General features: G+C 67.2%; 18 protein-coding genes and 1 pseudogene. 2 read left to right on the top strand and 17 right to left on the bottom strand.

The window, feature by feature from the left end:
* Nucleotides 1-43 precede the first annotated feature (43 nt).
* A complete protein-coding gene (locus tag WS75_RS24045) occupies nt 44-1,144 on the top strand; it encodes an AraC family transcriptional regulator (protein WP_059683918.1) in 1,101 nt (366 codons plus the stop codon).
* A gap of 306 nt (nt 1,145-1,450) precedes the next feature.
* On the opposite strand, the gene WS75_RS24040 is transcribed toward WS75_RS24045, so the two are convergent.
* The 13 genes and pseudogenes from WS75_RS24040 to WS75_RS34735 all read right to left on the bottom strand — a co-directional run bounded on the left by WS75_RS24040 (nt 1,451) and on the right by WS75_RS34735 (nt 16,079).
* Complete coding sequence (locus tag WS75_RS24040; RefSeq protein ID WP_059683915.1) at nt 1,451-2,944, bottom strand: HAMP domain-containing sensor histidine kinase; 1,494 nt, start codon at nt 2,942-2,944, stop codon at nt 1,451-1,453.
* Nucleotides 2,944-3,663, bottom strand: a complete 720-nt coding sequence (locus WS75_RS24035) for a response regulator transcription factor (protein WP_059683980.1) — start codon at nt 3,661-3,663, stop codon at nt 2,944-2,946. Before WS75_RS24035 ends, WS75_RS24040 begins: the two co-directional genes overlap by 1 nt.
* A gap of 292 nt (nt 3,664-3,955) precedes the next feature.
* Nucleotides 3,956-4,501: an HD domain-containing protein gene (locus WS75_RS24030; protein WP_174912742.1), complete on the bottom strand. Its 546-nt coding sequence runs from the start codon at nt 4,499-4,501 to the stop codon at nt 3,956-3,958.
* A gap of 138 nt (nt 4,502-4,639) precedes the next feature.
* Nucleotides 4,640-5,689: a patatin-like phospholipase family protein gene (locus WS75_RS24025; RefSeq protein WP_059683910.1), complete on the bottom strand. Its 1,050-nt coding sequence runs from the start codon at nt 5,687-5,689 to the stop codon at nt 4,640-4,642.
* Between the two features lie 92 nt (nt 5,690-5,781).
* Complete coding sequence (locus WS75_RS24020; protein WP_059683908.1) at nt 5,782-9,237, bottom strand: adenylate/guanylate cyclase domain-containing protein; 3,456 nt, start codon at nt 9,235-9,237, stop codon at nt 5,782-5,784.
* 128 nt (nt 9,238-9,365) lie between these two features.
* Entirely contained in the window at nt 9,366-10,121 is a 756-nt protein-coding gene (gene hutC / locus WS75_RS24015; protein WP_059683904.1) for a histidine utilization repressor, read from the bottom strand.
* A 50-nt stretch (nt 10,122-10,171) separates the two neighbouring features.
* Entirely contained in the window at nt 10,172-11,665 is a 1,494-nt protein-coding gene (locus WS75_RS24010; RefSeq protein WP_059683901.1) for an HAL/PAL/TAL family ammonia-lyase, read from the bottom strand.
* 7 nt (nt 11,666-11,672) lie between these two features.
* Nucleotides 11,673-12,464 (bottom strand): ABC transporter ATP-binding protein, encoded by a 792-nt coding sequence (locus WS75_RS24005; protein WP_059683899.1) that lies wholly within the window; start codon nt 12,462-12,464, stop codon nt 11,673-11,675.
* Nucleotides 12,465-12,492: 28 nt separating this feature from the next.
* Nucleotides 12,493-13,239: an ABC transporter permease gene (locus tag WS75_RS24000; protein ID WP_059683897.1), complete on the bottom strand. Its 747-nt coding sequence runs from the start codon at nt 13,237-13,239 to the stop codon at nt 12,493-12,495.
* A 12-nt stretch (nt 13,240-13,251) separates the two neighbouring features.
* Nucleotides 13,252-13,974 (bottom strand): ABC transporter permease, encoded by a 723-nt coding sequence (locus WS75_RS23995; RefSeq protein ID WP_059683895.1) that lies wholly within the window; start codon nt 13,972-13,974, stop codon nt 13,252-13,254.
* Between the two features lie 92 nt (nt 13,975-14,066).
* Nucleotides 14,067-14,927 carry a transporter substrate-binding domain-containing protein gene (locus WS75_RS23990; protein WP_059683893.1) on the bottom strand — a complete coding sequence of 287 codons (861 nt, stop codon included), beginning with the start codon at nt 14,925-14,927 and terminating at the stop codon, nt 14,067-14,069.
* Nucleotides 14,928-15,268: 341 nt separating this feature from the next.
* Nucleotides 15,269-15,487 (bottom strand): annotated as a pseudogene (locus WS75_RS23985) (hypothetical protein); the annotation flags it as partial.
* A gap of 325 nt (nt 15,488-15,812) precedes the next feature.
* Nucleotides 15,813-16,079, bottom strand: a complete 267-nt coding sequence (locus WS75_RS34735) for an AidA/PixA family protein (protein WP_257129444.1) — start codon at nt 16,077-16,079, stop codon at nt 15,813-15,815.
* On the opposite strand from WS75_RS34735, the gene WS75_RS34730 reads away from it, so the two are divergent.
* A complete protein-coding gene (locus WS75_RS34730) occupies nt 15,981-16,298 on the top strand; it encodes a hypothetical protein (protein WP_257129446.1) in 318 nt (105 codons plus the stop codon). The genes WS75_RS34735 and WS75_RS34730 overlap by 99 nt on opposite strands.
* A gap of 9 nt (nt 16,299-16,307) precedes the next feature.
* Here WS75_RS34730 and WS75_RS23975 read toward each other — a convergent pair whose 3' ends face one another.
* The 4 genes from WS75_RS23975 to uca all read right to left on the bottom strand — a co-directional run bounded on the left by WS75_RS23975 (nt 16,308) and on the right by uca (nt 23,780).
* Complete coding sequence (locus tag WS75_RS23975) at nt 16,308-17,216, bottom strand: ABC transporter ATP-binding protein (protein ID WP_059683886.1); 909 nt, start codon at nt 17,214-17,216, stop codon at nt 16,308-16,310.
* A 45-nt stretch (nt 17,217-17,261) separates the two neighbouring features.
* Nucleotides 17,262-18,236 (bottom strand): ABC transporter permease, encoded by a 975-nt coding sequence (locus WS75_RS23970; protein ID WP_059683883.1) that lies wholly within the window; start codon nt 18,234-18,236, stop codon nt 17,262-17,264.
* A 64-nt stretch (nt 18,237-18,300) separates the two neighbouring features.
* Nucleotides 18,301-20,187 carry an allophanate hydrolase gene (gene atzF, locus WS75_RS23965; RefSeq protein WP_059683881.1) on the bottom strand — a complete coding sequence of 629 codons (1,887 nt, stop codon included), beginning with the start codon at nt 20,185-20,187 and terminating at the stop codon, nt 18,301-18,303.
* Nucleotides 20,184-23,780, bottom strand: coding sequence for an urea carboxylase (gene uca / locus WS75_RS23960; protein ID WP_059683879.1), 3,597 nt, complete (start codon nt 23,778-23,780; stop codon nt 20,184-20,186). Before uca ends, atzF begins: the two co-directional genes overlap by 4 nt.
* Nucleotides 23,781-23,803 lie beyond the last annotated feature (23 nt).

The raw sequence follows: 23,803 nt of genomic DNA, 5'->3' as shown, positions 1-23,803 counted from the left end.
ATCGCGAACCCGGAACGGTATCGAATCGGACGCAGAACCAGCCATGCCGCGCAGTGCGCTCTTGACCCAGACGGCCGCCGGCGCTGCCCCGCTGCCGGACGCCCCGCTCGCCCACGCGTTACGCGAGAAGCGCTTCTCGCCGGCCAAGCTGGCCGTGCTGGTCGGTGTCACCCAGGAACTCGGCCTGGACCCGACCGCCGTGCTCGACGGCACCGGCCTGTCGCCGGACGCCGTCACCGACCCGTTCACGCTCACATCGCGACTGCAGTTCCTGACCGCCGCGCGCAACGCGATCGGCCGCTATGACGGCACCGATCTCGGCGTGCGCGTCGGCCACCGGCTGCATGCGTCGAGCTACGGCATGTACGGCTACGCGATGCTGTGTTCGGAATCGCTCGCGCATGCGTTCGATTCGGCAGTCAAATATCACCAGCTCGCGAACGGGATGCTCGCGATCCGCTGGGTCGAACAGGGCGACACCGCGTCGTGGCTGTTCCCGGATCCGCACGAAGCCGCGCTGCCGGAGCCGGACCTGCCCCTCTACCGCTTCCTGATCGACATGCAATTCGCGCTGCACGTAACGATCATCAAGGACGTGATGGGCGCGTGGTGCGTGCCGGCCCGCGCGCAGTTCGCGCAGCCGCGACCGCCGCATGCGGCGCTGCTGTCCGATGCGCTCGAATGCCCGATCGCGTTCGACCAGCCGCACCATGTGTTGAGCTACCCGGCCGCGTGGCTCACGCGCGCGCCACAGCTCGCGAATCCGATCACCGCCGCGCAGGTGTCGTCGCACTGCGCGCGCCTGCTCGACGAATTGCGCAGCCAGGCGGGCGTCACGCGGCGCGTCTACCATGAACTCACGCGTACGCCCGGGCAGTTTCCGGACATCGACGCGATCGCCGACACGCTGTGCATGACGTCGCGCACATTGCGCCGCAAGCTCGACGCCGAAGGCACGTCGTACAGCGAGTTGCTGACGAGCGTGCGCAAGGCGCTCGCGATCGACTACCTGAGCACCACCACGCTCAGCACCGAGGACATCGCGCTGACGCTCGGCTTCAGCGACGCAGTGGGATTCCGCCACGCGTTCAAGCGCTGGACCGGCACGACGCCGAGCGACGTGCGGCGCAAGCGCGGCGGGTAGACGCTACGCACAAGGGAGCGCGTAGCGCCGCCCCAGCGCGACCTCGCCGTGCATAAGCGTGCCTAGGGGTGTTCCGCGTCCGCATCGATAAGCGAGGCATCGGCGTCCTTCTTATCGGTCGGTCCGCTGCGCGCGGCTTCGTCGGCTGCGTTCCACCGCGCGTTGTTGGCTCCGTCGTCAGGTGTGCCTCGAGAACGATCTGCCGTTCATCGCGCCCCGTGCCGAGCGGAATGTGCGTGTATTCGATGAAGTCGTCGAAGGCCGCGGCACTGGCGGCCAAGGTCGCGACGACGGCACCGGTCGGTTTCAGCGCGCTTCGCCGGCCGCCGGCTGCGCGACCGCCAGCGCGAACTCGAACACCGCGCCACGCCCTTCCCGGTCGACGAGCCGGATCCCGCTGCCGTTGAGCGCCAGCATCCGGTGCACGATCAGCAGCCCGAGCCCGCCGCTCGTCGCCGCACCGCCGCTCATCGGCCGTTGCGGCCGCTGGAACAGCCCTTCGCGCCGCGCCGGCGGAATCCCTTCGCCGGTATCCGACACGGTCACGACCACGCGGTCTTCCTGCGGCGTCAGCGCCACTTCGACTTCGCCATGCTGCGGCGTGTGCCGCAATGCGTTGTCGAGCAGGTTGGTCAGCACGCGCTCGATCATCCCGAGATCGGCCGACACGACCGGCACGCGCGGCGGGATGCGTGCATGCAGCGTGACGCCGCGCGACTGCGCGGCGAGTTCGAACTTCTCGAATACGTCCTGCACGAGATCGACGAGCGAGAACGGCTCGCGCTCGGCCTGCACGCCGCCCGATTCGAGCCGGGCGAGTTCGAACAGCGCCTGCGCGAGGCGGCCGACCTTCGTGCTCTGCGCGAGCGCGATCGACAGGTAGCGGCGGCGCTCGGACTCCGCGAGCGCGTCGGACTTCAGCGACAGCGTTTCGAGATAGCCGTGCAGCGACGTCAGCGGCGTGCGCAGGTCGTGCGAGATGTTCGTGATCAGTTCGCGCCGCTGCTGATCCTGACGCGTCAGCGCGCGCCACTGGTCGCCGATCCGGTCGGCCATCTGCGCGAACGCGGATTCGAGCACCGCGATGTCGTCGCCGCGTCGCCCGGGCGGCGAACGTGGCACCGGCGGCTGCGTGTCGGGCGCGGCGTTCGCGTCGAAGCGGCGCATCGCATCGGTCAGCCGGCGCAGCGGGCGCGTGATGAAACTGAACGCGGTCAGGCCCGCGAGCAGGCCGAGCAGCGCGACGAGCGCCATCGACCACAGCGTCGTGCGCAGCACGTTGCCGGCGTCGACGCGCGCGGCCAGCCGGTCGTGCGCTTCGCCGAGCAGCACCACGTAGATGTAGCCGGACGGCGGCTGTCCCGCACGCTGCAGCGGCGCGGCGCTGAACACCTTGCGCGCGTCGGGGCTGCGTGGATCGTCGCCGAGGATCGGCAGCGGATCGCCCGCGATGAAGCGCTGCACCGGCGCCAGATCGACGCGGTCGCGCTTCACGTGGCCGGGCGGCGCGTCGTCGCCCCGGATGCGCCCCGCGTTGTCGAGCAGGTACACCTCGACGCTCGGATTCACGCCCATGAGCTGGCCGAACAACGAGCGCACGGCGTCCGGGCGCAGCCCGTTGGCGTCCGTCAGCGGCGTGCTGCTCGCGATATGCGCGGCGAGATCGCGCGACAGGCCCTGCACGACTTCCTTCTCGCGCATGTCGTTCGCGCGGATCTGCAGCCATGCCGACGCCCCCGAGCACGCGAGCAACAGGACCGAGAACACGAGCGACAGCCGCTGGGTGAGGGTCAGCTTCATCACGCGTCCCGCTGATCCGGCGCGGCGAGCTTGTAGCCGCGTCCCCACACGGTGAGGATGCGCACGGGTTCGGCCGGATCGGCCTCGATCTTCGCGCGCAACCGGTTGATGTGGGTGTTCACCGTGTGTTCATAGCCTTCGTGCTGATAGCCCCACACGGCATTGAGCAGGTCCATCCGCGAGAACACCTTGCCCGGATGCCGCGCGAAGAAATACAGCAGGTCGAACTCGCGCGGCGTGAGGTCGATGCGCGCGCCATTGACGGCTGCTTCGCGCGCGATCGGGTCGATCGACAGCCCGGCCACGTCGAGCGTGCCCGCGTCGATCCGCGAATCGCGCGCGAGCGCGTCGACGCGTCGCAGCAACGCCTTGACCCGCGCGACGAGTTCGAGCACCGAGAACGGCTTCGCGAGGTAGTCGTCGGCGCCGAGCTCGAGGCCGAGGATGCGGTGCACCTCGCTCGAGCGTGCGCTCGTGATGATGATCGGCGTGTAGCGCGCCATCGCGCGCGCGCGCCGGCAGATTTCCAGGCCGTCGACGCCGGGCAGCATCAGGTCGAGGATCAGCGCGTCCCAGTTGCCCTGTTCGAGCAGGCGCAGCCCTTCCGTGCCGTCCGCGCTGTGGACCACTTCGTAGCGCTCGTCGCGCAGGTGCAGGCTCAGCACGTCGGCGATGTCGGCATCGTCCTCGACGATCAGGATGCGTTTGGGGTGGTCCATGGCGGTCGGCGGCGGCACTTCGTAGTGGTTCCGGAAGTCGAAAGACGGGTTCTGGTCTGCCCAGGGCCGAAAGACCGGCCAGCGAGGGCGCATCACGGCAGCAACGCCGCGCTGCCGCCATTGTGCAAAATTTTGCAGCGGGAAGGGGTCACATTTCGTTTAAGTTTGGGTAGCGAGCGGGCGCAGGGGCAATACCGGCGCGACGTTTCATTCCGGCCCCCAAAAATTCAGACGGCAATCGCCCGGGCTCGAGCACCGCTTCGATCGATCATCACGTCGGCGCAGCCGTTCTTCATTCCGATTCGGAAACCGGCAAGCCGAGCCGCCAACTCAAATTCCTGCGCGCCTGCATCTCGCAACGCGTGTAGAAGAAGTCCGTCAGATAGATGCGCGGACGCACGAGCAACCCGCGCAGAATGGCCCGCTCATGAAGGTCGTAGGCCTGGTCGTCAAGATCGGGACGCTCCGCCCGCAGACGCCGGCCGTCTTCGCGAAACTGGCTGCGGGAAGCGCCGAGCACGGCCAGGTCGATGTCGCAGACGAAACGGGCATCGAGTCCTGCGGCAATACCCGAGTGAGTCGTCGCGAGAATCATCGCGCAAATGTGGTCGCAGGCGCGGATTCGCTCGCCCGCCCGGCGCCGGAACCAGTCCGCGCTGTTCTGCTCGTTGTCCTTCGCGCCGGGCACGAAGATCACGTCATGGAACCAGAGCGCGAGTTCGACGGCGTCCGGTTCGGGAATCGACTCGCGTGCCAGGTCGAACTGGCGCAAGCATCGCCGCACGTGGACGAGCGTGTGGTAATGGCGCACCGGCTCCGCATAGCATCGCGCCAGCATCCGATAGACACCCTCGGCATCTGTCCCGCCGCTCCACGACCACAACGCGACGAACCGCTCCTGCATCCGGCTCACGTTCGCTCCTTGGCCCGGGGCGTCTGCGCATGATCGCCCCATGCCGACATTACCGCGATGCGTTCAGAGAAACTCCCTGCGGATGTCGATACTCGACCGCTGCCCGATGTTTCCGTAGTGATGCGCAAGCCATGCGTCGGCTTCGCGCCGACCATGGTCATGCAGTTCGCTGAGAAATGCCCAATCCGCGTTGTACTTGCTCGATACGCTCAACGCGCACATGGCGTCGTCGGCGCGAATCGAATGGATCAGCATTTCCTTCATCTCGCCGCGATCGATCGTGCCCTGCTGGATCAGGTCGGTGACGAACGCGATCGCCCGCATCTCGCGCATCAGCGACGAATTGAAACTGATCTCGCTGATGCGATTGAGGATTTCCGCCGCCGTGATCGGCACGCCGCGTCGCACGAGCGGATTGATGTGCACGATCACGACGTCGCGCGTCGCGCAATTGTAGATGAGCGGATAGATGGCCGGATTGCCCATGTAGCCGCCGTCCCAGAAATATTCGCCATCGATCGAGACCGCCTGGAACAGTGTCGGCACGCATGCCGAGGCCAGCACCGCGTCCGCACTGACGTCCTCGCCCGTGAAGATGCGTATCTTCCCCGTCTCGACGTTGGTAGCGCACAGGTACAACCGGATCGGACAGTGCTTGCGCAGTGCGTCGAAATCGACGTGGCTTTCGAGCACTTCGCGCAGCGGATTCAGGTTGTTCGGATTGAACTGATACGGCGAAAAGACGCGCAGCATCATGTCGGCGAACGCATAGAGCGGCGAATGATCGAGCCCGAAGCTGTGCGTACCCTTCAGCCACGGCACCCAGCGCAGCGGGTTGTAGTGCTCCGCCGATCGCGCGACCGCCTGCCAGAAGTCGTGCAGTGCCTGACGCGCGCCGTCTTCGCCGCCTTGTTGCAGCCCGTACGCGAGTATAGCGGCGTTCATCGCGCCGGCACTGGTTGCACTGACACCCTCTATTTCGAGCCTGCCGTCTTCGAGCAGCCGGTCAAGCACGCCCCAGGTGAAGGCGCCGTGCATCCCGCCCCCCTGCAAGGCCAGCGCGATCTGTTTGCGCGGCAGATCGTTGCGGCGACGTGTGTGCGTGAGCGTCATGTCCGTCTCCCCAGTTCTTCGCTATACGGAACAACAGCCGGTCATGGACGGTACGTCGTCACGCGATACGTCGTCGTGCGTCGCGGGCCCATTCATTCTGCGCGCCCGTCCAAGGCATCCAGCAGCGCTTTCGCCTCTCGCAGATCGCGCGTGTCGAATCCTTCCGTGAAGCAGGCGTACACCTCGGACAGCGCATGCCATGCCTCCACGATCTTCCCCTGCCGTTGCAGTAGCCGAGCGAGGTCCGATGCTGCGCGCAATTCCAGCGCTCTGGCACCCTGCCGGTGCGCGCGCGCGATCGCCCGATGAAAACAGTCGACCGCTTCGTCATCACGTGTGGCGGCCGCCCCCTCCTTGCTCGCCGCGCCGGCCAGATAGATTCCCGTGAGCCGGGACAGCTCGGCCTCGTAGCAATGCTCGCCGGAATGCTCGACGATCGTCGTCGCCTCTTCCAGCATGTCCAGGGCGGCCCGCTCGTCACCCGCGCGCCAGTAACTGTCGGCGAGCAACGCAAGACAATAAGGCCGCTGATCTTCGCCGCCCGCTGCCCGCTGCGCGTCGAGGCCCAGCCGCATCTGCTCGATGCCGCCCTGGATGTCGCCTTGCGCGCTCATCGCCCAGCCTCGCAGAAGCGTCCCCCACGCGAGCCAGTACGGCATTCCGTGCTCGGTCGATACGGCAATGACCGCTTCCGCGCGCTCGGCGGCAAGCATCGGCTCCCGCCTCAGTTGATGCAGGTGCGCCGTGTAGGTCAGACTGAACGCCAGGGACGGCCCATAAGAAAGATTCCGTGCGAGGGCAAGTGCTTCAACGCTGCGCTTGAGCGCCTGGTCGGGATACCCCTGAATCCACAAGGTCAGCACGAGGAAACTGAGCGCCCGGATACCGGGATCCACTCCGTGTGCGAAGACGTGCGCCTGATGCTGCTCCGGATCGTAGATCGCAAGGGCCCGTTCCAGGTGTATGCGAGCCGTGCCGAAATCGCCCTGCAGAAAAAAGCACGAGCCCAGTGCACTGTGCGCCTCGACGAGGAGACCTGGATCATTCGCATTCCTAGCGGTTACGAGCATCTGCTTGCCGAGATCGGTCGCGAGAGCGTACTCGCCGCGCACCAGATGGTACATCCGCAATCCCAGCTGCGTCGCAAAGCGCTGCGATGCCTCGCCCGTGCGCTCGCACAATTCGAGCGCGCGCGTATAGGTCGTGCCAACCTCCGTCGCGCCATACCCGCGCACGTCCATCAGGACGGGCCCGAGGGAAAGCAACACCGTCAGCTCCCAATGCGCACGCATCGGTGTGTCCGGCAGGCCCTTCAGCAACGCAAGCGCCGCGCCAAGGTGATTCATCGCATCGTGATGGGCGGCATGGCGCAGCGCCTGCTGTGCCGCGCGATGCAGGTATTCGACAGCCTTGGGAATGTTGCCGCTCTGACCGTAGTGGTGCGCAAGTTCGCTGCAGTAATCGGCGATGCGTGTCGGGAACAGCATTTCGATCGCCTGCGCGGTGCGCTCGTGCAGCGTGGTGCGCCGCTCCGTGAGCAACGAGCGCCCGGCCACCTCCTGGGTCAGCGCGTGCTTGAACGAGTAATTGACTTCGGGAAAGGCTGGGCGCTCGTAGATGAACTCCGCTGCTTCCAGGTGGGCGAGCAGACGACGCAGTTCGTCGTCGCGCGCCGGCGCCTCACCGCAAATTTGCCGGATCAGGCTGAACGGGAATTCGTGGCCAATCACCGCGAGCGCCTGCAGCAGCTCCTTTTCCTCGATGGGAAGCCGGTCGATACGTGCGGCCAGCACGCCCTGCACGGTGGTGGGAATGTGCAGTGTCGTCGGGGTCTCGACGATGTGATAACGCCCGGCATCGCCGAGCAGCGATTTCTCTTCCACGAGCGTCTGGACCACTTCCTCCATGAAGAACGGGTTGCCCTCCGTCTTCTCCAGAATGAGCTGCTTGAGCGGCACGAGCGTGCGATCCTCGCCGAGCAGCACCGTGAGCAGTCCTTGCGCATCGGACAGGCCAAGCGGTTCGAGCCGAATCCTGCTGCAATGATCCGCGCCGGCCCATGCGGGCTGATACTCGGGCCGGTAGTTCACGAGAAGCAGGATTCGTGCGTCGGGCACGTGGTCGATCAGGTAGGTGAGAAACGCTTCCGTTTCGCGGTCGAGCCATTGCAGATCCTCGAACAGCAAATGGACCGGCTGATTCCAGCTTTCTCGCACGAGAAGCTGCCTGATCGCGTCGAAGGTGCGGTCGCGCCGGATCTGCGGATCCATGTCGACGAGTACCGACCCGCCGTCGCCGATTCCAAGCAGATAGAGGACGTAGGGCACGAGGTCCTCGAAACTGCGCTCGAGCGCGAGCGCCTTGCCGATGACCTTCTCCCGGCAGCGCCGCTCGTCGTCCTGCGCCGTGATCTGGAAATAGTTCTTCAGGAGTTCGATGAGCGGTAAATTCGGAAACGCCTTGCCGTGCGAGACCGAGAACGTCTCCAGTACCAGCGCGCCACGTCGCGAGCGCTCCTTGAACTCGTGGAACAGACGCGACTTCCCGACGCCCGCCTCCCCCACGACGCCGACGACGCGCCCGTGCCCCGACCTCATCGCCTCCAGCGCACGGTTCAGATGCTCCATTTCCGTCTCACGACCGACGAACCGTGCGAGACCGCGATGCGCCGCCAGTTGCAGGCGCGTGCGCAATGCGCCCAGGCCAAGCACCTCGTATACGCATAGCGGCGCGGGAATGCCCTTGAGTTGTGTCGCGCCCAGCGCCTTGAACTCGAAATAGCCTTCAGCGAGCTTATGGGTGGACTCGCTGACGAGAATCGACGTGGGCGTGGCGATGCCCTCGATCCGCGACGCGATGTTAATCGTATGCCCGAGCGGATCGTATTCGGTGTGCAGGTCGACGGTGCGGATGGAACGGACGACGACTTCGCCCGTATGAACGCCGACGCGAATCTGCAGAGGAATGCCTTCCTGCAGACGAACGCGGTCGCCATGCTGCCGCATCGCCTGCTGCATGCGCAATGCGGCGAACAGCGCGCGCTGCGCATGGTCTTCGTGGGCAATCGGTGCGCCGAACAACGCGAGGATGCCGTCGCCGAGCGATTTCGCGACGTATCCCTCATAGTAGTGGACCGCTTCCATCATCAGCTCGACCACTGGCACGATCAGGCGATGCGCCACTTCGGGATCGAGATCGTGGATCAGCGCGGTCGACCCGGCCATGTCGGCGAACAGCGCGGTCACGGTCTTGCGCTCGCCGGCGGGCTCGCCGCGCGCTTCCATGGCCGCATGTTCGGCACGGATGCGCTCGGCAAGATGATCGGGTGTGTAATGAATCGGGGTGGGTGGCGGTTCCCGGCCCGACGGTCGGGAAAACGACGGCGCGGCGGCGGGCGGTGTCAGCGACGTTCCGCAATTGCTGCAGAAGCGGGCCGCCGGCGCCGCCTCATGCCCGCATTGCGGACACGTGCGGGACAGCACGGCCTGACATTCCTGGCAGAACCTCGCACCGGGAGGATTCTCGGACCCGCATATTGTGCAGCGCATAAAACCCTCTTCCAGCCAAGGGTCGACCTCGAAACATTATGCGCCACTCCCTGCGGGGAATCAGGGCCGCGAGCGTGATCGTACGTGCCGGCAGGGGAAGAACGAATGGCTCGACAGCCTCCGCATCCCTACATCGTCCCCGCCAGATGAAACCGCGACGCCGGATGCCACAGCCTGACCGACGTGGCGACGTGCTCGCCGACCCACGTGCGGCGCTTCAATACGAGACACGGCTCGCCGATTTCCATCACGAGATGCCGGCGCACCTGCGCATTGGGTTTCTCCGCATAGATCCGGAACTCCGCGCGCTGAATCGGTGCCAGCCGCACCATGTAGTGGTTCGGCGTCTCGATCGCGAAATCCTGCTCAAGATAGGCGGGAAACAACGCCGGATTGACGTAGCGATCCTCGAACTGGATCGGCTCGTCTTCCTCGAAATGCACGATGCGTGAATGAAACACGGGACCGGAACGCAGCTCGAGCGCCTCGATCGCGTCCGGGTCGACGCTGCGCTCGATCAGCAGCACGCGCGCGCTGTGCCGATGACCGCGCTCGGCGATCTCGTCGGCGATGTTGCGGATTTCCAGCACCGTCGATTCGTAATGCCGGCGCTCGACGAAGGTGCCGGCGCCCTGGATGCGGGTCAGCACGCGTTCGGCCGTCAGTTCTCGCAGCGCGCGCGACACCGTCATCCGGGCGACACCGAATTCCTTGACCAGTTCGGCCTCGGTCGGGATCGCGCCACCGGGCTTCCAGTCGCCCTTCGCGATCCGCTCGACGACGTAGCGCTTGATCTGTTGATAGACCGGCAATGCGCGCGCCGGCACGGCATCGCCCGATTCCCTTGCCGGTCGTGCGGAAGGTTGTCGTTCCGTTTCGTTCATGCGCCCTCGACCGAATGAATGATGGATGATCCGCCCGTCGCCGCCCGACGCTACCGCAGCGACGGCGGTTCGCCCGCGACGATGCCGGCCGCGATCGCGATGTCGTCCGCAAGCGGCCGGTCGTCGTGGTAAGCCGGCACGCGTTCGCGCACGTATCGCCACAGCGCGTCGGTCGACGGGGCGGGCGCCGCTCCGTTCGCCTGCAGATCATAGGCCTGCGCGGCGGCAAGCAGTTCGATCGCGAGCACGCGCGTCGCATTCTCGATGATGTCGAGTGCCTTCAGCGCGGCCGGCGTCGCGTGACACAGGTGATCTTCCTGCAGCCCGGACGTAATGCCGCCGTCGAGGCTCGCCGGCGCCGCGAGTCGCTGGTTCTGCGCGACCAGCGCGACCGCCGTGTACTGCGCGATCATGAACCCCGAACACGTGCCGCCCGGCGCCGCAAGAAACGCCGGCAGCCCGCTCACGAGCGGATTGACGAGACGGTCCAGCCGCCGCTCGGCGATTGCCGCCACCTGTGCCATCGCGGCCGCGAGGCTGTCCATTGCCAGCGCGATGCCCGCACCGACGGCATGCGCCTGCGAATGAACGGCCGGTGCGTCGCGCGTGCCGGCGACGATCGGATTGTCGGTGACCGACGCGAGCTCGCGATCGACGACTTCCGCCGTCACCGCGAACACGTCGCGGGCCGCGCCATGCACGTGCGGAATCGTGCGCAGGCTGAGCGGGTCCTGCGTATGCCGACCGCTCGCCGCCGCAAGCATCGGGCTGTCGGCAAGCATCGTCCGCAAGCGCGCGCCGACGTGCCCGATGCCCGGCGAAATCCGCAGCGCGAGCGAGGCCGGATCGAATGCCGCGAGCTGCCCGCCGAGATTCTCGAAGCTCGTCGCCGCGATCCAGTCGGCCCAGTCGAGCAGCCGTTCCGCGCGCGCGAGCGCCAGCGCGGCGAGCCCCGTCACGCACGGCGTGCCGTTGACCAGGCTCAGCCCCTCTTTCGCGCCGAGCACGAGCGGTTTGCGGCCGAGGCGGCGCAGCGCCTCGTCGCCACGTATGCGCTCGCCGCGGTGGCGCGCATGTCCGTGCCCGATGCAGACGAGCGCGACGTGCGCCATGTGGGTCAGATAGCCGACCGAGCCGTGCGCCGGCACCTCCGGCAGGCAATCGTGCTCGAGCAGCGCGACAAGCTGGTCGACGACGTCGGCGCGCACGCCCGAATGCCCGTGCGCGTAGTTGTTGATCGCCGCGGCCATGATTGCACGCGTTTCCGCCGCGCCGAGTGGTGCGCCCACGCCGACCGCGTGGCTCATCAGGATGTTGCGCGACAGCGCGCTCTGCTGCGCCGGCGACACGATCACGTCGCACAGTGCGCCCACGCCGGTATTGACGCCGTATGCGCGAATCCCGCGCGCGACGATCTCGTCGACGAGTTCGCGCGCGGCGACGACGCGCGCGCGCGCGTCATCGGTCAGTGCAAGCGGCTCGCCTGCGGCCACTGCCGCAACTTGTCGCCAGTCGAGCGGCCGTGCCGCACGGAATACGGTCATGGCAGCCTCAGTTCGATGTACGGTCGTGGTGGCTCGACACGAACTGCCGGAAACGCTCGGAGCACTGGCCGCCGAACAGGTCGTGGGGCGTGCCGTCCGAATCGACTTCGCCCTGATGCAGGAACATCACGCGATTCGATACGTGCCGTGCGAAGCCCATTTCATGGGTGACGACCAGCATGGTTCGTCCCTCCTCCGCGAGCGAACGCATCACGCGCAGCACTTCGCCGACCAACTCCGGATCGAGCGCGGACGTCGGTTCGTCGAACAGCATCACCTTCGGATGCATCGCGAGCGCGCGTGCGATCGCAACGCGCTGCTGCTGGCCGCCCGACAAGTGTGCCGGATAGTAGCCGCGCTTGTCGGCGAGACCGACGCGCGCCAGCAGCGCCTCGGCTTCCTCGACCGCTTCCGCGCGGCTGCGTTTTTGCACGCGCAGCGGTCCCTCGACGAGGTTGTCGAGCACCGTCATGTGTGACCACAGGTTGAAGTTCTGAAAGACCATGCCGAGCTGGGAACGGATCCGGTCGACCTGGCGCCGATCGCTCGGATGCAGCTTGCCGTCGCGCGCGCGCTTCATCGCGAGCGTTTCGCCGGCGAGCGCGACGGAGCCGTCGTCGGGTGTCTCGAGCAGGTTCAGACAGCGCAGGAAGGTGCTCTTGCCCGACCCGCTCGCGCCGAGGATCGAGATGACGTCGCCCTCGTGCGCGTCGAGCGAAATGCCCTTCAGCACATGATGATCGCCGAACGACTTGTGGATGTTCTTGACCGACAGCGCAACGGGAGCAGCGGTGTTCATCGGATTCTCCTGGAAAGGATGGGGGCGCTCAGGATGCGGCGCGCCGGGGATTGCGCGTCGTCGCGACGGGCGCACCGGACGGCTTGGGCGCACGCAGGTGCCCTGAGAGCCGCCATTCGAGCGTGCCGAGCAGGCGCACGACGATGAAGTTCAGGGCCAGATAGATGAGGGCAGCGCAGACGAAGACCTCGGTCGTCCGATAGGTTTGCTGAATGATCTGCTGCGCGACGCCCGTCACTTCCCACACTGTGACGAGGCTGGCCAGCGCGGTCGACTTGACGAGCAGCACGGCTTCGGTCGAGTAAGCAGGCAGGCACTGACGCAGCGCGATCGGGCCGATCACGCGCCGCAGCAGCGCGAAGCCCGACAACCCGATCGAATAACCGGCTTCGATCTGGCCGACCGGCACGGCCATCAGACCGCCGCGCAGGATTTCAGCCGTGTAGCCTGCCGTACACAGCGCGAGCGACAGCACCGCGCACACGTACGGCTCGCGCAGCAGCGGCCACATGAAGCTTTCGCGGATCACGCCGAACTGGCCGAGCCCGTAATACACGAGGAACATCTGGATCAGCAGCGGCGAGCCGCGAAACACGAGGATGTAGGCACGCGCGAAACGGTTCGGCAACCAGTGCGGTGACACGCGCATCGTGACGATCACGAGCGACAGCAGGCCGCCGAGCACGAGCGACGCGAAGAACAGGCCAAGCGTGGTCGGCACGGCCGCGAGCAGCTGGCGCAGCGTATCGAAAAGAAAGTCGAAATCGATGGACATGCACGTTCTCCGTCAGTTACGCGCGAAATTGCGACGGAACGACCGGCCGACGATCGCTTCCGCCCGGTTGAACACGCGGTTCGACAAGCCCGTCATCACGAGGTACAGCGCGCCGCCCGCGACGAAGAACACGAAGTACTGATGCGTCGAGCTCGCGGCGATCTGGCTCGTGCGCAGCAGCTCGGCGAGGCCGGTGACGGAGATCAGCGCCGAATCCTTGAGGCTCAGTTGCCACACGTTGCCGATACCGGGCAGCGCGAAGCGCAGCACCTGCGGAATCAGGATGCGGCGCAGCACCATGCTGCGCGGCATGCCGATCGAACGCGCGGCTTCGAGCTCGCCCTTGGACACCGCGAGCACCGCCGCGCGATACACCTCGGCCTGATAAGCTCCAGAGATCATCCCGACCGCGAGCGCGCCGATCACGAACGGCGGCACGCCGATGAAGCCTTCCGCGCCGAACCACTGCCCGACGGCCGTGACGAGCGTCGAGCCGCCGAAGTAGAACAGATAGATGACGAGCAGTTCCGGCACGCCGCGAAACACCGTCGTGTAGAGGTCGCCGAGCAGGCGGGCACTGCGGTGGCGCGACAGCTTCGCCGCCGCGATCGCCGCGCCGATCACGGCGCCGACCGCGAGCGCCGCGAGCGTCAGCGCGACCGTCATCAGCGCGGCGATCAGCAGCACACCGCCCCAGCCTTCGGTTCCGAAGCCGAGCATTTCAAGAATCGCCATGCGTGCCTCCCGGCAAGCGTTGAGTGAATCTGCGGGATGCGTGCCGCCACGCGTCGTTCGAATCCCTTACGTGGCGGCCGCCGAATGCACGCTTACGGCGTGACGTCGGTCTTGAACCACTTGTCGGCGAGTTTCTTCACCGTGCCGTCCGCAAGCGCCGCGCCGATCGCCTGGTCGAACTTCGTCTTCAGATCGGCATCCTGCTTGCGGAACGCGAGGCCTTCGCCCGGCCCCCAGATCGGCCCGCCGAGCTTCGGCCCCGCGAGCACGATCGACGCGTTGTCCTTCTTCGTGTTGTTCGCCGCGTAGTACGTCACGTCGTCGAACGACGCATCGATGCGCCCGGCGACAAGGTCGAGATCGCGCTCGGGCGAGGTCTTGTACACGCGAATCGACGCGATGTCCTTGAAGCTGTCGTTGATGAACTTCGTATAGACGGTGCCCGACTGGATACCGATCGTCTTGCCCTTCAGCTGCTTGCGCAGCGCGTCGACGGTGGGCTTGTCCGCGTTCGCGTCACCGGTCAGCTTGACCATCGGCGCGCCGAGCGCGGCCTTCGGCAGGATCTTGGTATCGGTGACGGCGAACGTCGCGGGCGTCGCCGCATACGGACGCGAGAACAGCAGGATCTTTTCGCGCTCAGGCGTGATGGAAATCGCATCCATCAGGATGTCGAACTTGCCGGCCTGCAGACCGGGAATCATCCCGTCCCAGTCCTGCGCGACCATGTTGCACTGCACCTTGATCCGCTCGCACACGTTGGCGAGCAGTTCCGGTTCGAAACCGCCCAGCTTGCCGCCCGGCAGCGTGAGGTTCCACGGTGCGTAGCCGCCTTCGAGCGCGACCGTCACCGTCTTCCATTCCTTTGCCTGCACCGGCGCGGCGAGCGTTGCCGCTGCCGCCGCGATGACGCCGATCGTCCTGATTGCCCACTTGATGCGTTTGCCGTTCACGAGATTCTCCTTGCGTTGAAGTGCGTCATCCCTTCGGTGCGCCAAGCCGCCTCAGGAATTTGTCTATACAAGCATCATGCAAGAAGAAAAACAGCGAAACAAGCAGCGATCAAAAAAAATCGTGAAAACGCGGGAAATCCCCATGTTTTACGGGCTCTTACGTGCCTTGTCGCGGGAGTTCAGGCACGCACTTGGTGCATGCCGGATGGTCCAATCGTCAGAATGACTAGACAAATTTTGAATTTGATCGCGCGGCGGAGGCACAGGGAGCCCGACCGCAACGAGCAGAACTCGATTCGGTCATCACACCAACCTGCCAGGGGCACAAATTCGTTCTGGCCCTAGCCGTGCAGCTCGCCTTTCGAGCGATTGCCGGACGCGCAGTCGAGCATGTGCTGGAAGATCGCGGCGCCGAGCTGATCGACACTCGACATGCGGTCGATCACCCGGCCGCAATCGATATCGATGTCGTCTTCCTGACGCACCCACAGCGCGGGATTCGCCGAGATGCCCGCATAGCCGTCCGAGCCGCCGCACTGCAGCCCCACCACGCGATGCGCCGCCGGCATCATCTCGTCGCGCGTCAGCGCGCACACCGAAAGCCGTCAGACATGGGCCAACGCGTTCGACGAGCACGAGTCCATTCTTCACGCGCTGGAAAACGGCGAGGTGCTTCTGGCCCAGGCGGCCATGCGCACGCGTCTCTCTACATCGCAACGACGCTGGCTGGAACAGGAGCGAAACTAACGCGAGGGCGGCCCACGAGCCAAACCATTCGGAATCCTGTTTAATCGCTGGATTCTCGCGTAGGATCGTCGGGAAACCGGTATCGGGCGCCAGGTTGACGTTGCCGTCGCGGCCCGACGACGGCCTGAAATCGGGCTGCTACGAATCCGCCCCGCCTCCGGCGATCTCAGTCGACGTCTCCCGGCCGAAATAGCCGGACACGGCACCATCGCGATCCAGTACCGCGAAATCGGCCGTACACGTGGCGGCGCACGCGGCAAGCACATCGCTGCGCCAGTAGTGGCCCGGCATGGGCCGGCATTGTGGATGGAGCAGGTCGTCGTCGGATGGAACCGGTGTCGAGGCGTCGTGCACCGCCGGCTTAATCGGCGCGACGATGCCGGCATCCTTCAACGCGAACCGGATGAACAGAACGCTCGCTTCGGTACGCGGCGCCAGCGCCGTTTCGCGCAGGCGGACGGCTGGTCGCCCGGCGACCGGCCGGCAACGTGCCGGCTGTCGTTGCGGCCGAGCGGCCGGCCCGGTGTCGCCAGGGCTCACCCCATAGATGTGCCGGGCGCGCGCAACGGCATTATTTCGCACTACACGCGACCAGATACGATGTTTAAAAACGCCGAACCATAACCACGCCCGCTACTCGACATTGTCCGAAACATCCGTCATCCGGATCATGTGCGGCTTCACACCCTCATCGTCCGCCGCCTCCTCCTTCGGATGGATCAGCGCTTCGAGCCGCGCCTTCGTCGCGATGAATTCGGGCGTATTGACCTGCGAATAGTCGCGCGGCCGCGCCACCGGCACCTCGATCAGTTCCTGCACGCCGCCCGGGTTCGCCTTCAACACGAGAATCCGGTCCGCGAGGAAGATCGCCTCGTCGAGATCGTGCGTGATGAACAGGATCGTCACGTCGATATTGCGCCAGATGTCGAGCAGGTGTGTCTGCATTCGCGCACGCGTCTGCGCGTCGAGCGCGCCGAACGGCTCGTCCATCAGCAGGATGCGCGGACGGTTCGCGAGCGCGCGGGCGATCGCCACGCGCTGCTTCATGCCGCCCGACAACTGATGCGGATACACGTCGGCGAAACGCGTCAGTCCGACCAGGTCGAGCCACTGCAGCGCCTCGCGCTCAGCTTCGCCGCTGCTGCTGCCGTTCATGCGGAGACCGAACATCACGTTCTTCTTCACGGTGAGCCACGGAAACAGCGTATAGCCCTGGAACACCATCCCGCGATCGGCGCCCGGCCCCTGCACGGGCTTGCCGTCCAGCAGCACCTCACCGCTCGTCTGCGCCTCGAGCCCCGCCAGGATGCGAATCAGCGTCGACTTGCCGCAGCCGGACGGACCGATCACGCACACGAACTCGCGCCGGTGGGTGCGGAAGTTGATGTCGTCGAGCGCGACGCACTCGCCCTGCGGCGTCGCGAAACGCTTGCCGACATGCCGCACGTCGAGAATCACGTCGCGGGCTTTGAGTCGCGCGAAGCGCTCGCGCACCGCGTCGGATTGAATCAGGTAATCGGGAACGGCTTGCGGATTCTGCATGATGCCCTCTACGAAAATCGGTCGATGGATGCGCGTCGACGGGCGTCACGCCTTCAGCGTGCGGTCCCACGGAAACAGCTTGCGGCCGAGCAGTCCGAGCACGATGTCGGTGCCGAGGCCGATGATCCCGATCATCAGGATCGCCGCGTATACGTTGTCGAAATGCTGGTAGCGCGCCTGCTGGCTGATGTACCACGTGATGCCCGAGCTCGTGCCGACGAGTTCGGCGACGATCAGGTAGGTCCACGCCCAGCCGAGCAGAATCCGCTGGTCGCGATACAGATCCGGCAGCACGCCCGGAATCACGACGTGCGTGAGCAGCTGAAGCTTCTTCGTGCCGAGCGTCATCGCGGCCTCGAACAGCCCGTATTCGAGCTTGCGCGTCGTGTTCGCAATGATCAGCACCTGCTGGAACAGCGTGCCGATCACGATGATCGCGACCTTCGGCGCATCGTAAATGCCGAGGATCGCGACCATCAGCGCGCCGAATGCGGGCGCAGGCAGATAGCGGAAGAACTCCAGGAACGGCTCCTGCAGCCGCGCGAGCGCGCTGAAGGTGCCGCAGACGATGCCGAGCGGCACGCCGATCGCGGACGAGATCACGAAGCCCCAGAAGATGATCCGGATGCTGTGCCAAAGGCTCTCGTGCAGCCACACGCCATCGCGCGATGCGGGCGGCGTCGTGAACGCCGTGTAGAACGCGCGCAGCACCTGGTGCGGCGCAGGCAGGTACACCGGGTTCGCGCGCACGCCCTCGGGCACGGCCGCGTGCGTCGCACGCGCATGCGCGAGCTCGTCGTCGAACACGTCGCGGTCGATCTGCATGCCGGTCTGGAAATAGTCGACGCTTCCCGGATTCGTGATGCGCATTTGCGGATGCCAGACGAACGGCACATAGCTGATCAGGCACCAGACGGCGAACGGCAGCAGAAAGGACGCCAGGCCGAGCGTCCATTTGCCGCGCGCCGTCAGCTCGCGGCGAACGGCGAGCCAGCCGGTTGGGTTACGGGTCGTTGACATGGGAATCTCCGTATCGTTTCGGGTGCCGGTCGCGCGGGTGCCGGAGCGACGCGCGACCGGGCGTTCATTGCAACGCGCCGCTGGCGGCCTGAGCGCGGTATGCGCGCCAGCCGCCGAAGCGCGTGATGTCCTGCGCATCGTCGAGCGCCGCGCTTTCACACAGGAAGCCCTGCACCCGCGAGCCGTCCGCGAGCGTCAGCGTGCCGATGCCGAGCGGCGCCGCAATCCCGGCGACGAAGCTGCCGTACGCGTCGACGGGCATCTCCCAGATCTCGACCGCGATCGGCGCGCCGCCGTCCGGCACGCGCACGAGGCCAGGCTTGGCGACGCCACCGCAGGCCGCCGCGGACAGCGCATAGAGTCGATAGGTGGCAGCCGTCGTCGTCGCGGCGACGAAGTGCGCGCCCCGCTGCGTGAGCTGCCCGTTCAACGGCTCGCCACGCAGATGCGCGCCGACGACGGCCACGCGCACGGCAGCGGACGACGCGTCGGAGGCCGATGCCGCCGGCGCTGGCGACCCGGCATCCCCGACGGCCGCATCGCCAGCAGCGACGGTGCCGTCGGCCCACGCCTGGGCGAGATCGAGCAGCCGCGCATCGTCGTTCGCGCGGCCGACGAACGTGATCCCGAACGGCAAGCCCGCATGCCGCCCGCTTTCGCACGTGCCGGCCGGCACGGCGATCGCCGACAGGTCGAGCAGGTTGACGAAATTCGTGTAGTAGCCGAAGCGCGAGTTGACGCCGATCGGATCGGCTTCGAGCGCGTCGACGGTCGCGGTCGTCGCCGAGGTCGGCATGACGATCGCGTCCAGCCCGCTCCATACGCGCGCCGCCTCGACGCGCAGCATCGCGAGCCGGTCGAATGCCGCGAACGCATCGGCCGCGCTGAAGCGCGACGCGCCGCCGACGATTTCGCGGATCACCGGATGCAGCGCATCGGGTTCGCGCGCGGCGAATGCGCCGATCGCGGCGAGCCGCTCGGCAACCCACGGGCCGTCGTACAGCAGCCGCGCGACCGCCAGGAACGGGCTGAAATCGATCTCGACGACTTCCGCGCCGGTCGCGCGCAGGCGTTCGAGCGCCGTGCCCCAGGCCGCGCGATACGATTCGTCACCGAAGAATTCGAGCTGATCGGCGCGCGGCGCGCCGAAGCGCACCTGCGCGAGCGGCCGCGCCGGATGCGCGCGCAGTCCGCCCGCGCCCGCCGGCGGCTGCCATGCGCGCCCGTAAGGATCGCCTTCGATCACGCCATGCGCGACGTCGAACACCGCCCGCGCATCGGCCGGCGAGTGCGCGAACACCGACACGCAATCGAGCGAGCGGCAGGCCGGCACGACGCCGAGCGTACTCACCACACCACGGGTCGGCTTGAGCCCGACGAGGCCGTGGAACGCGGCCGGCACGCGCCCGGAACCGGCCGTGTCGGTGCCGAGCGAGAACGTCGCGACGCCGAGTGCGACCGCCACCGCCGACCCGGAACTCGACCCGCCCGACGCATAGCGTGGATCGAGCGCGTTGCGGCACGCGCCGTAAGGCGAGCGCTGTCCCGAGAGCCCGGTCGCGAACTGGTCGAGATTGGTCTTGCCGACCGGAATCGCACCGGCCGCGATCAGCCGCTCGACGACGGGCGCGCTGCGCGCCGGCGTGTACGCATACGCCGGGCAGGCCGCCGTCGTCGGTATGCCGGCGAGGTCGATGTTGTCCTTGATCGCGAACGGCACGCCGTAAAGCGGCAACGACGCGACGTCGCGCCCGGCGAGCGCGTCGGCATACCGCGTCATCTCCGCGCGCGTCAGCGGACGGATCCACGCATGATGCGGGTCGCCGGCGTCGAAATGCGCGGCGATCGCGTCGACGAGCGCATGCGGCGTCAGGTCGCCCGCCACGTAGCGCGCGCGCAGCGCGGCAATCGAGCGCAGCCCGGGCAGGATGGAACGTTCCGCCGTGCTCATGCGACCTCCTCGGCGGCGCCCGCCTTCATCACCATCAGCCGCTGGCCGGCCACCACCGCCGCGCCCGGCGCACAATCGATCGTCTCGATCGTGCCGTCTTCCGTTGCCGTCACCACCACCTCCATCTTCATCGACTCGACGATCGCGACGACCTGCCCTTCGGTCACGCGCTCGCCCGCCTCGACCAGCACCTTCCACACGCTGCCCGACACGTCCGCGGCAATCGCCCGCTGCGTGTCGTCGAGCGCGCCCGCTGCCCGCGCCGCCTGCGCGTCGCCCTGCTCCGCGTCGCCGACGTATTCCGCGTGCCCGGCCGCCCGCCATCGCTCGCGCTCGGCTTCGAACGCGGTTTGCTGCGTGGCCTTGAACGTCGCGATCGAATCCGCCTCGTCGCGCAGAAAGCGGTTGTAGGCGCCCAGATCGAACACGGATTCCTCGATCTTCAGCGCCGCGCGGCCCGCGATGAAATCCGCGCGCAGCGCGGTCAGCTCCGCCTCGCTGACTTCGTAAAAGCGGATCTCGTCGAAGAAGCGCAGCAGCCAGGGCTTGCCGGCCTCGAACTCGCGCGTGGTGCGGTGGCGGTTCCACATCTGCACGGTCCGGCCGACGAACTGGTAGCCGCCGGGCCCTTCCATCCCGTACACGCACAGATACGCGCCGCCGATGCCGACCGCGTTCTCCGGCGTCCAGGTGCGCGCGGGGTTGTACTTCGTGGTCACCAGCCGGTGCCGCGGATCGATCGGCGTCGCGACCGGCGCACCGAGGTAGACGTCGCCGAGCCCCATCACCAGATAGCGCGCGTCGAACACGATGCGCTTCACGTCGTCGATGCTCGTCAGGCCGTTGATGCGCCGGATGAACTCGATATTGCTCGGGCACCACGGCGCATCGGGCCGCACCGACTGCATGTAGCGCTCGATCGCGACGCGCGTCGACGGGTCGTCCCACGACAGCGGCAGATGCACGATGCGGTTCGGCACGCGCATGTCGGCCACGTCGGGCAGTTCGCGCTCGGCGGCCTGCAGATGCGCGAGCAGCGTGGCGAGCGGCAGCGTCCGCGCGTCGAACTGCACCTGCAGCGAACGTATCCCCGGCGTCAGGTCGAGCATGCCGGGCAACCGGTGCGCGTCGAGCCAGCACATCAGCGCGTGCACGCGAAAGCGCAGGTTGAGGTCGAGCACGAGCGGCCCGTATTCGACCAGCACGTTGCGATCGCCCGAGCGCCGGTACACCACGCCGATGCCGCCGCCGGCCGACGGGTCGCGATGCAGCACGCAATCGTCCGGCGCGCCAGCGGATGCCGCGGGCGCGATCGCGATCGAGGCGGCGGCAGGCGCGGGCGACACGCGGGCGCGCACGAACTGCACGGTATCGCCCGGGCGCAGCTGCCCGAGCTTCCACAACTCGTCGCGCACGACCGTCACCGGGCACACGAAGCCGCCGAGGCTCGGACCGTCGGGGCCCAGGATCACCGGCATGTCGCCGGTGAAATCGACCGCACCGATCGCATACGCGTTGTCGTGGATGTTCGACGGATGCAGGCCTGCCTCGCCGCCGTCCACGCGGGCCCATTGCGGCTTCGGGCCGATCAGACGCACGCCGGTGCGGCTGGAGTTGTAATGGACCGTCCACTGCGTGCCGTAGAGCATCGCGATGTCGTCGGGCGTGAAGAAATCGGGCGCGCCGTGCGGCCCGTCGAGCACGCCGAGCGTCCAGGCATGCGTCAGCGCGGGAACGTCGGCCGTGGCCAGCGTCGCGCCCGCGTCGCCGCGCCCCGCGTCCGCGTGCAGATGCAGCACGTCGCCCTTGCGCAGCGCGCGCCCCGCGTGGCCGCCGAACTGGCCGAGCGTGAAGGTCGCCTTGCTGCCGAGATAGTCGGGCACTTGCAGCCCGCCCTTCACGGCGAGGCATGCGCGCACGCCCGCGCCCATCACGCCGCCGAGCTTCAGCACAGCGCCGGGCCGCGCGCGCAGCACCTGCCAGAACGGCGCGGGCTCGCCATCGAGCGTGGCCGCGAGCGGCGCGCCGCCGAGCACGAACAGCGTCGCCGTGTTGAAGCGCAGCGTCGCGCCGACCATCGTGAATTCCAGCCCCGCCGCATCGCGCGCATTGCCGAGCAGCGCGTTCGCGAGATCGAACGCGCGATCGTCCATCGGGCCGGACGGCGGCACGCCGACGCTCCAGTAGCCGACCCGCCCGGGGGCCTGCTGCACGGTGGTCTGCACGCCGCCGTCGAGCACGTCGATCGTGTGCGGCGCGAACGCGAAGCGCGACAGGAATGCCGTCGTCGGCGCGCCGCGCGCGAACGTGTCCGAGCCGACAACGGCGCGCAGGTAGTCGAGGTTGGTCTCGATCCCGTACAGCTCGGTACGCGCGAGCGCGGCCTGCAATGCGGCCAGCGCGTCGCGCCGCGTATCGCCGCGCACGATCAGCTTCGCGAGCAGCGGATCGTAATGCGCGCTGATCTCGGTGCCCGCTTCGATCCAGCCGTCGACGCGCACGTCGTCCGGAAACGCGACGTGCGTGAGCAACCCCGCGCTCGGCTGGAACTGCTTGTGCGGATCCTCCGCATAGAGCCGCACCTGGATGCTCGCGCCGCGCGGCGCGACGACGAGCGTGTCGAGCGGCGGCAGGTCGCCTTCGGCCTGCAGGATCATCCATTCCACGAGATCGATGCCCGTCACCGCTTCGGTCACGCAATGTTCGACCTGCAGCCGCGTATTCACCTCGAGGAAATAGAACTGCCGCGCGTTCGCGTCGAACACGAATTCGACGGTGCCGGCCGATGCGTAGTCGACCGCGCGGGCGAGCCGCACCGCGCTCGCATGCAGCGCATCGCGCTCGGCGCCGCTCAGGTCCGGCGCGGGCGTTTCCTCGATCACCTTCTGGTTGCGGCGCTGCACGGAGCAATCGCGTTCGCCGAGCGCGATCGCGCCGCCCAGCCCGTCGCCGAAGATCTGCACTTCGATGTGCCGCGCGTGTTCGACGAACTTCTCGAGATAGACCCCCGCATGCGCGAAGTTCGCGTTGCCGAGCCGCACGACGGATTCGAAGGCCGCCTCGAGCTGCGCGGCATCGCGGCAGAGCGACATGCCGATCCCGCCGCCGCCGGCGGTGCTTTTCAGCATCACGGGATAACCGATTGCGTCGGCTTCGGCGAGCGCCGTCGCCACATCGTCGAGCAGGCCCGTGCCCGGCAGCAGCGCGACGCCGTGCGCGGCGGCGAGCGCGCGCGCGGTGTGCTTGAGGCCGAATGCACGCATGTGATCGCCGCGCGGCCCGATGAAGCGCAGGCCCGCTGCCTCGCATGCATCGGCGAAACCGGCATGCTCGGACAGGAAGCCGTAGCCCGGATGCACGGCCTGCGCGCCGGTCTCGCGTGCGGCGGCGAGGATCGCCGCGACGTTCAGGTAGCTGTCGGCCGCCGGCGCGGGCCCGACACGCACCGCTTCGTCGGCGAGCGCCACGTGCCGCGCGTCGCGATCGGCATCCGAATAAATCGCGACCGACGCGATGCCGAGCCGCTTGAGCGTGCGGATCACGCGGCACGCGATTTCGCCGCGGTTCGCGACGAGGACCTTGGCGAACCTCATGTTGCCTCCCGCGAACGAGCGTG

The sequence above is a fragment of the Burkholderia sp. FL-7-2-10-S1-D7 genome, from assembly GCF_001524185.1.
GTDB lineage: Bacteria > Pseudomonadota > Gammaproteobacteria > Burkholderiales > Burkholderiaceae > Burkholderia > Burkholderia diffusa.
This window is presented reverse-complemented; position numbering and strand designations above follow the sequence as displayed.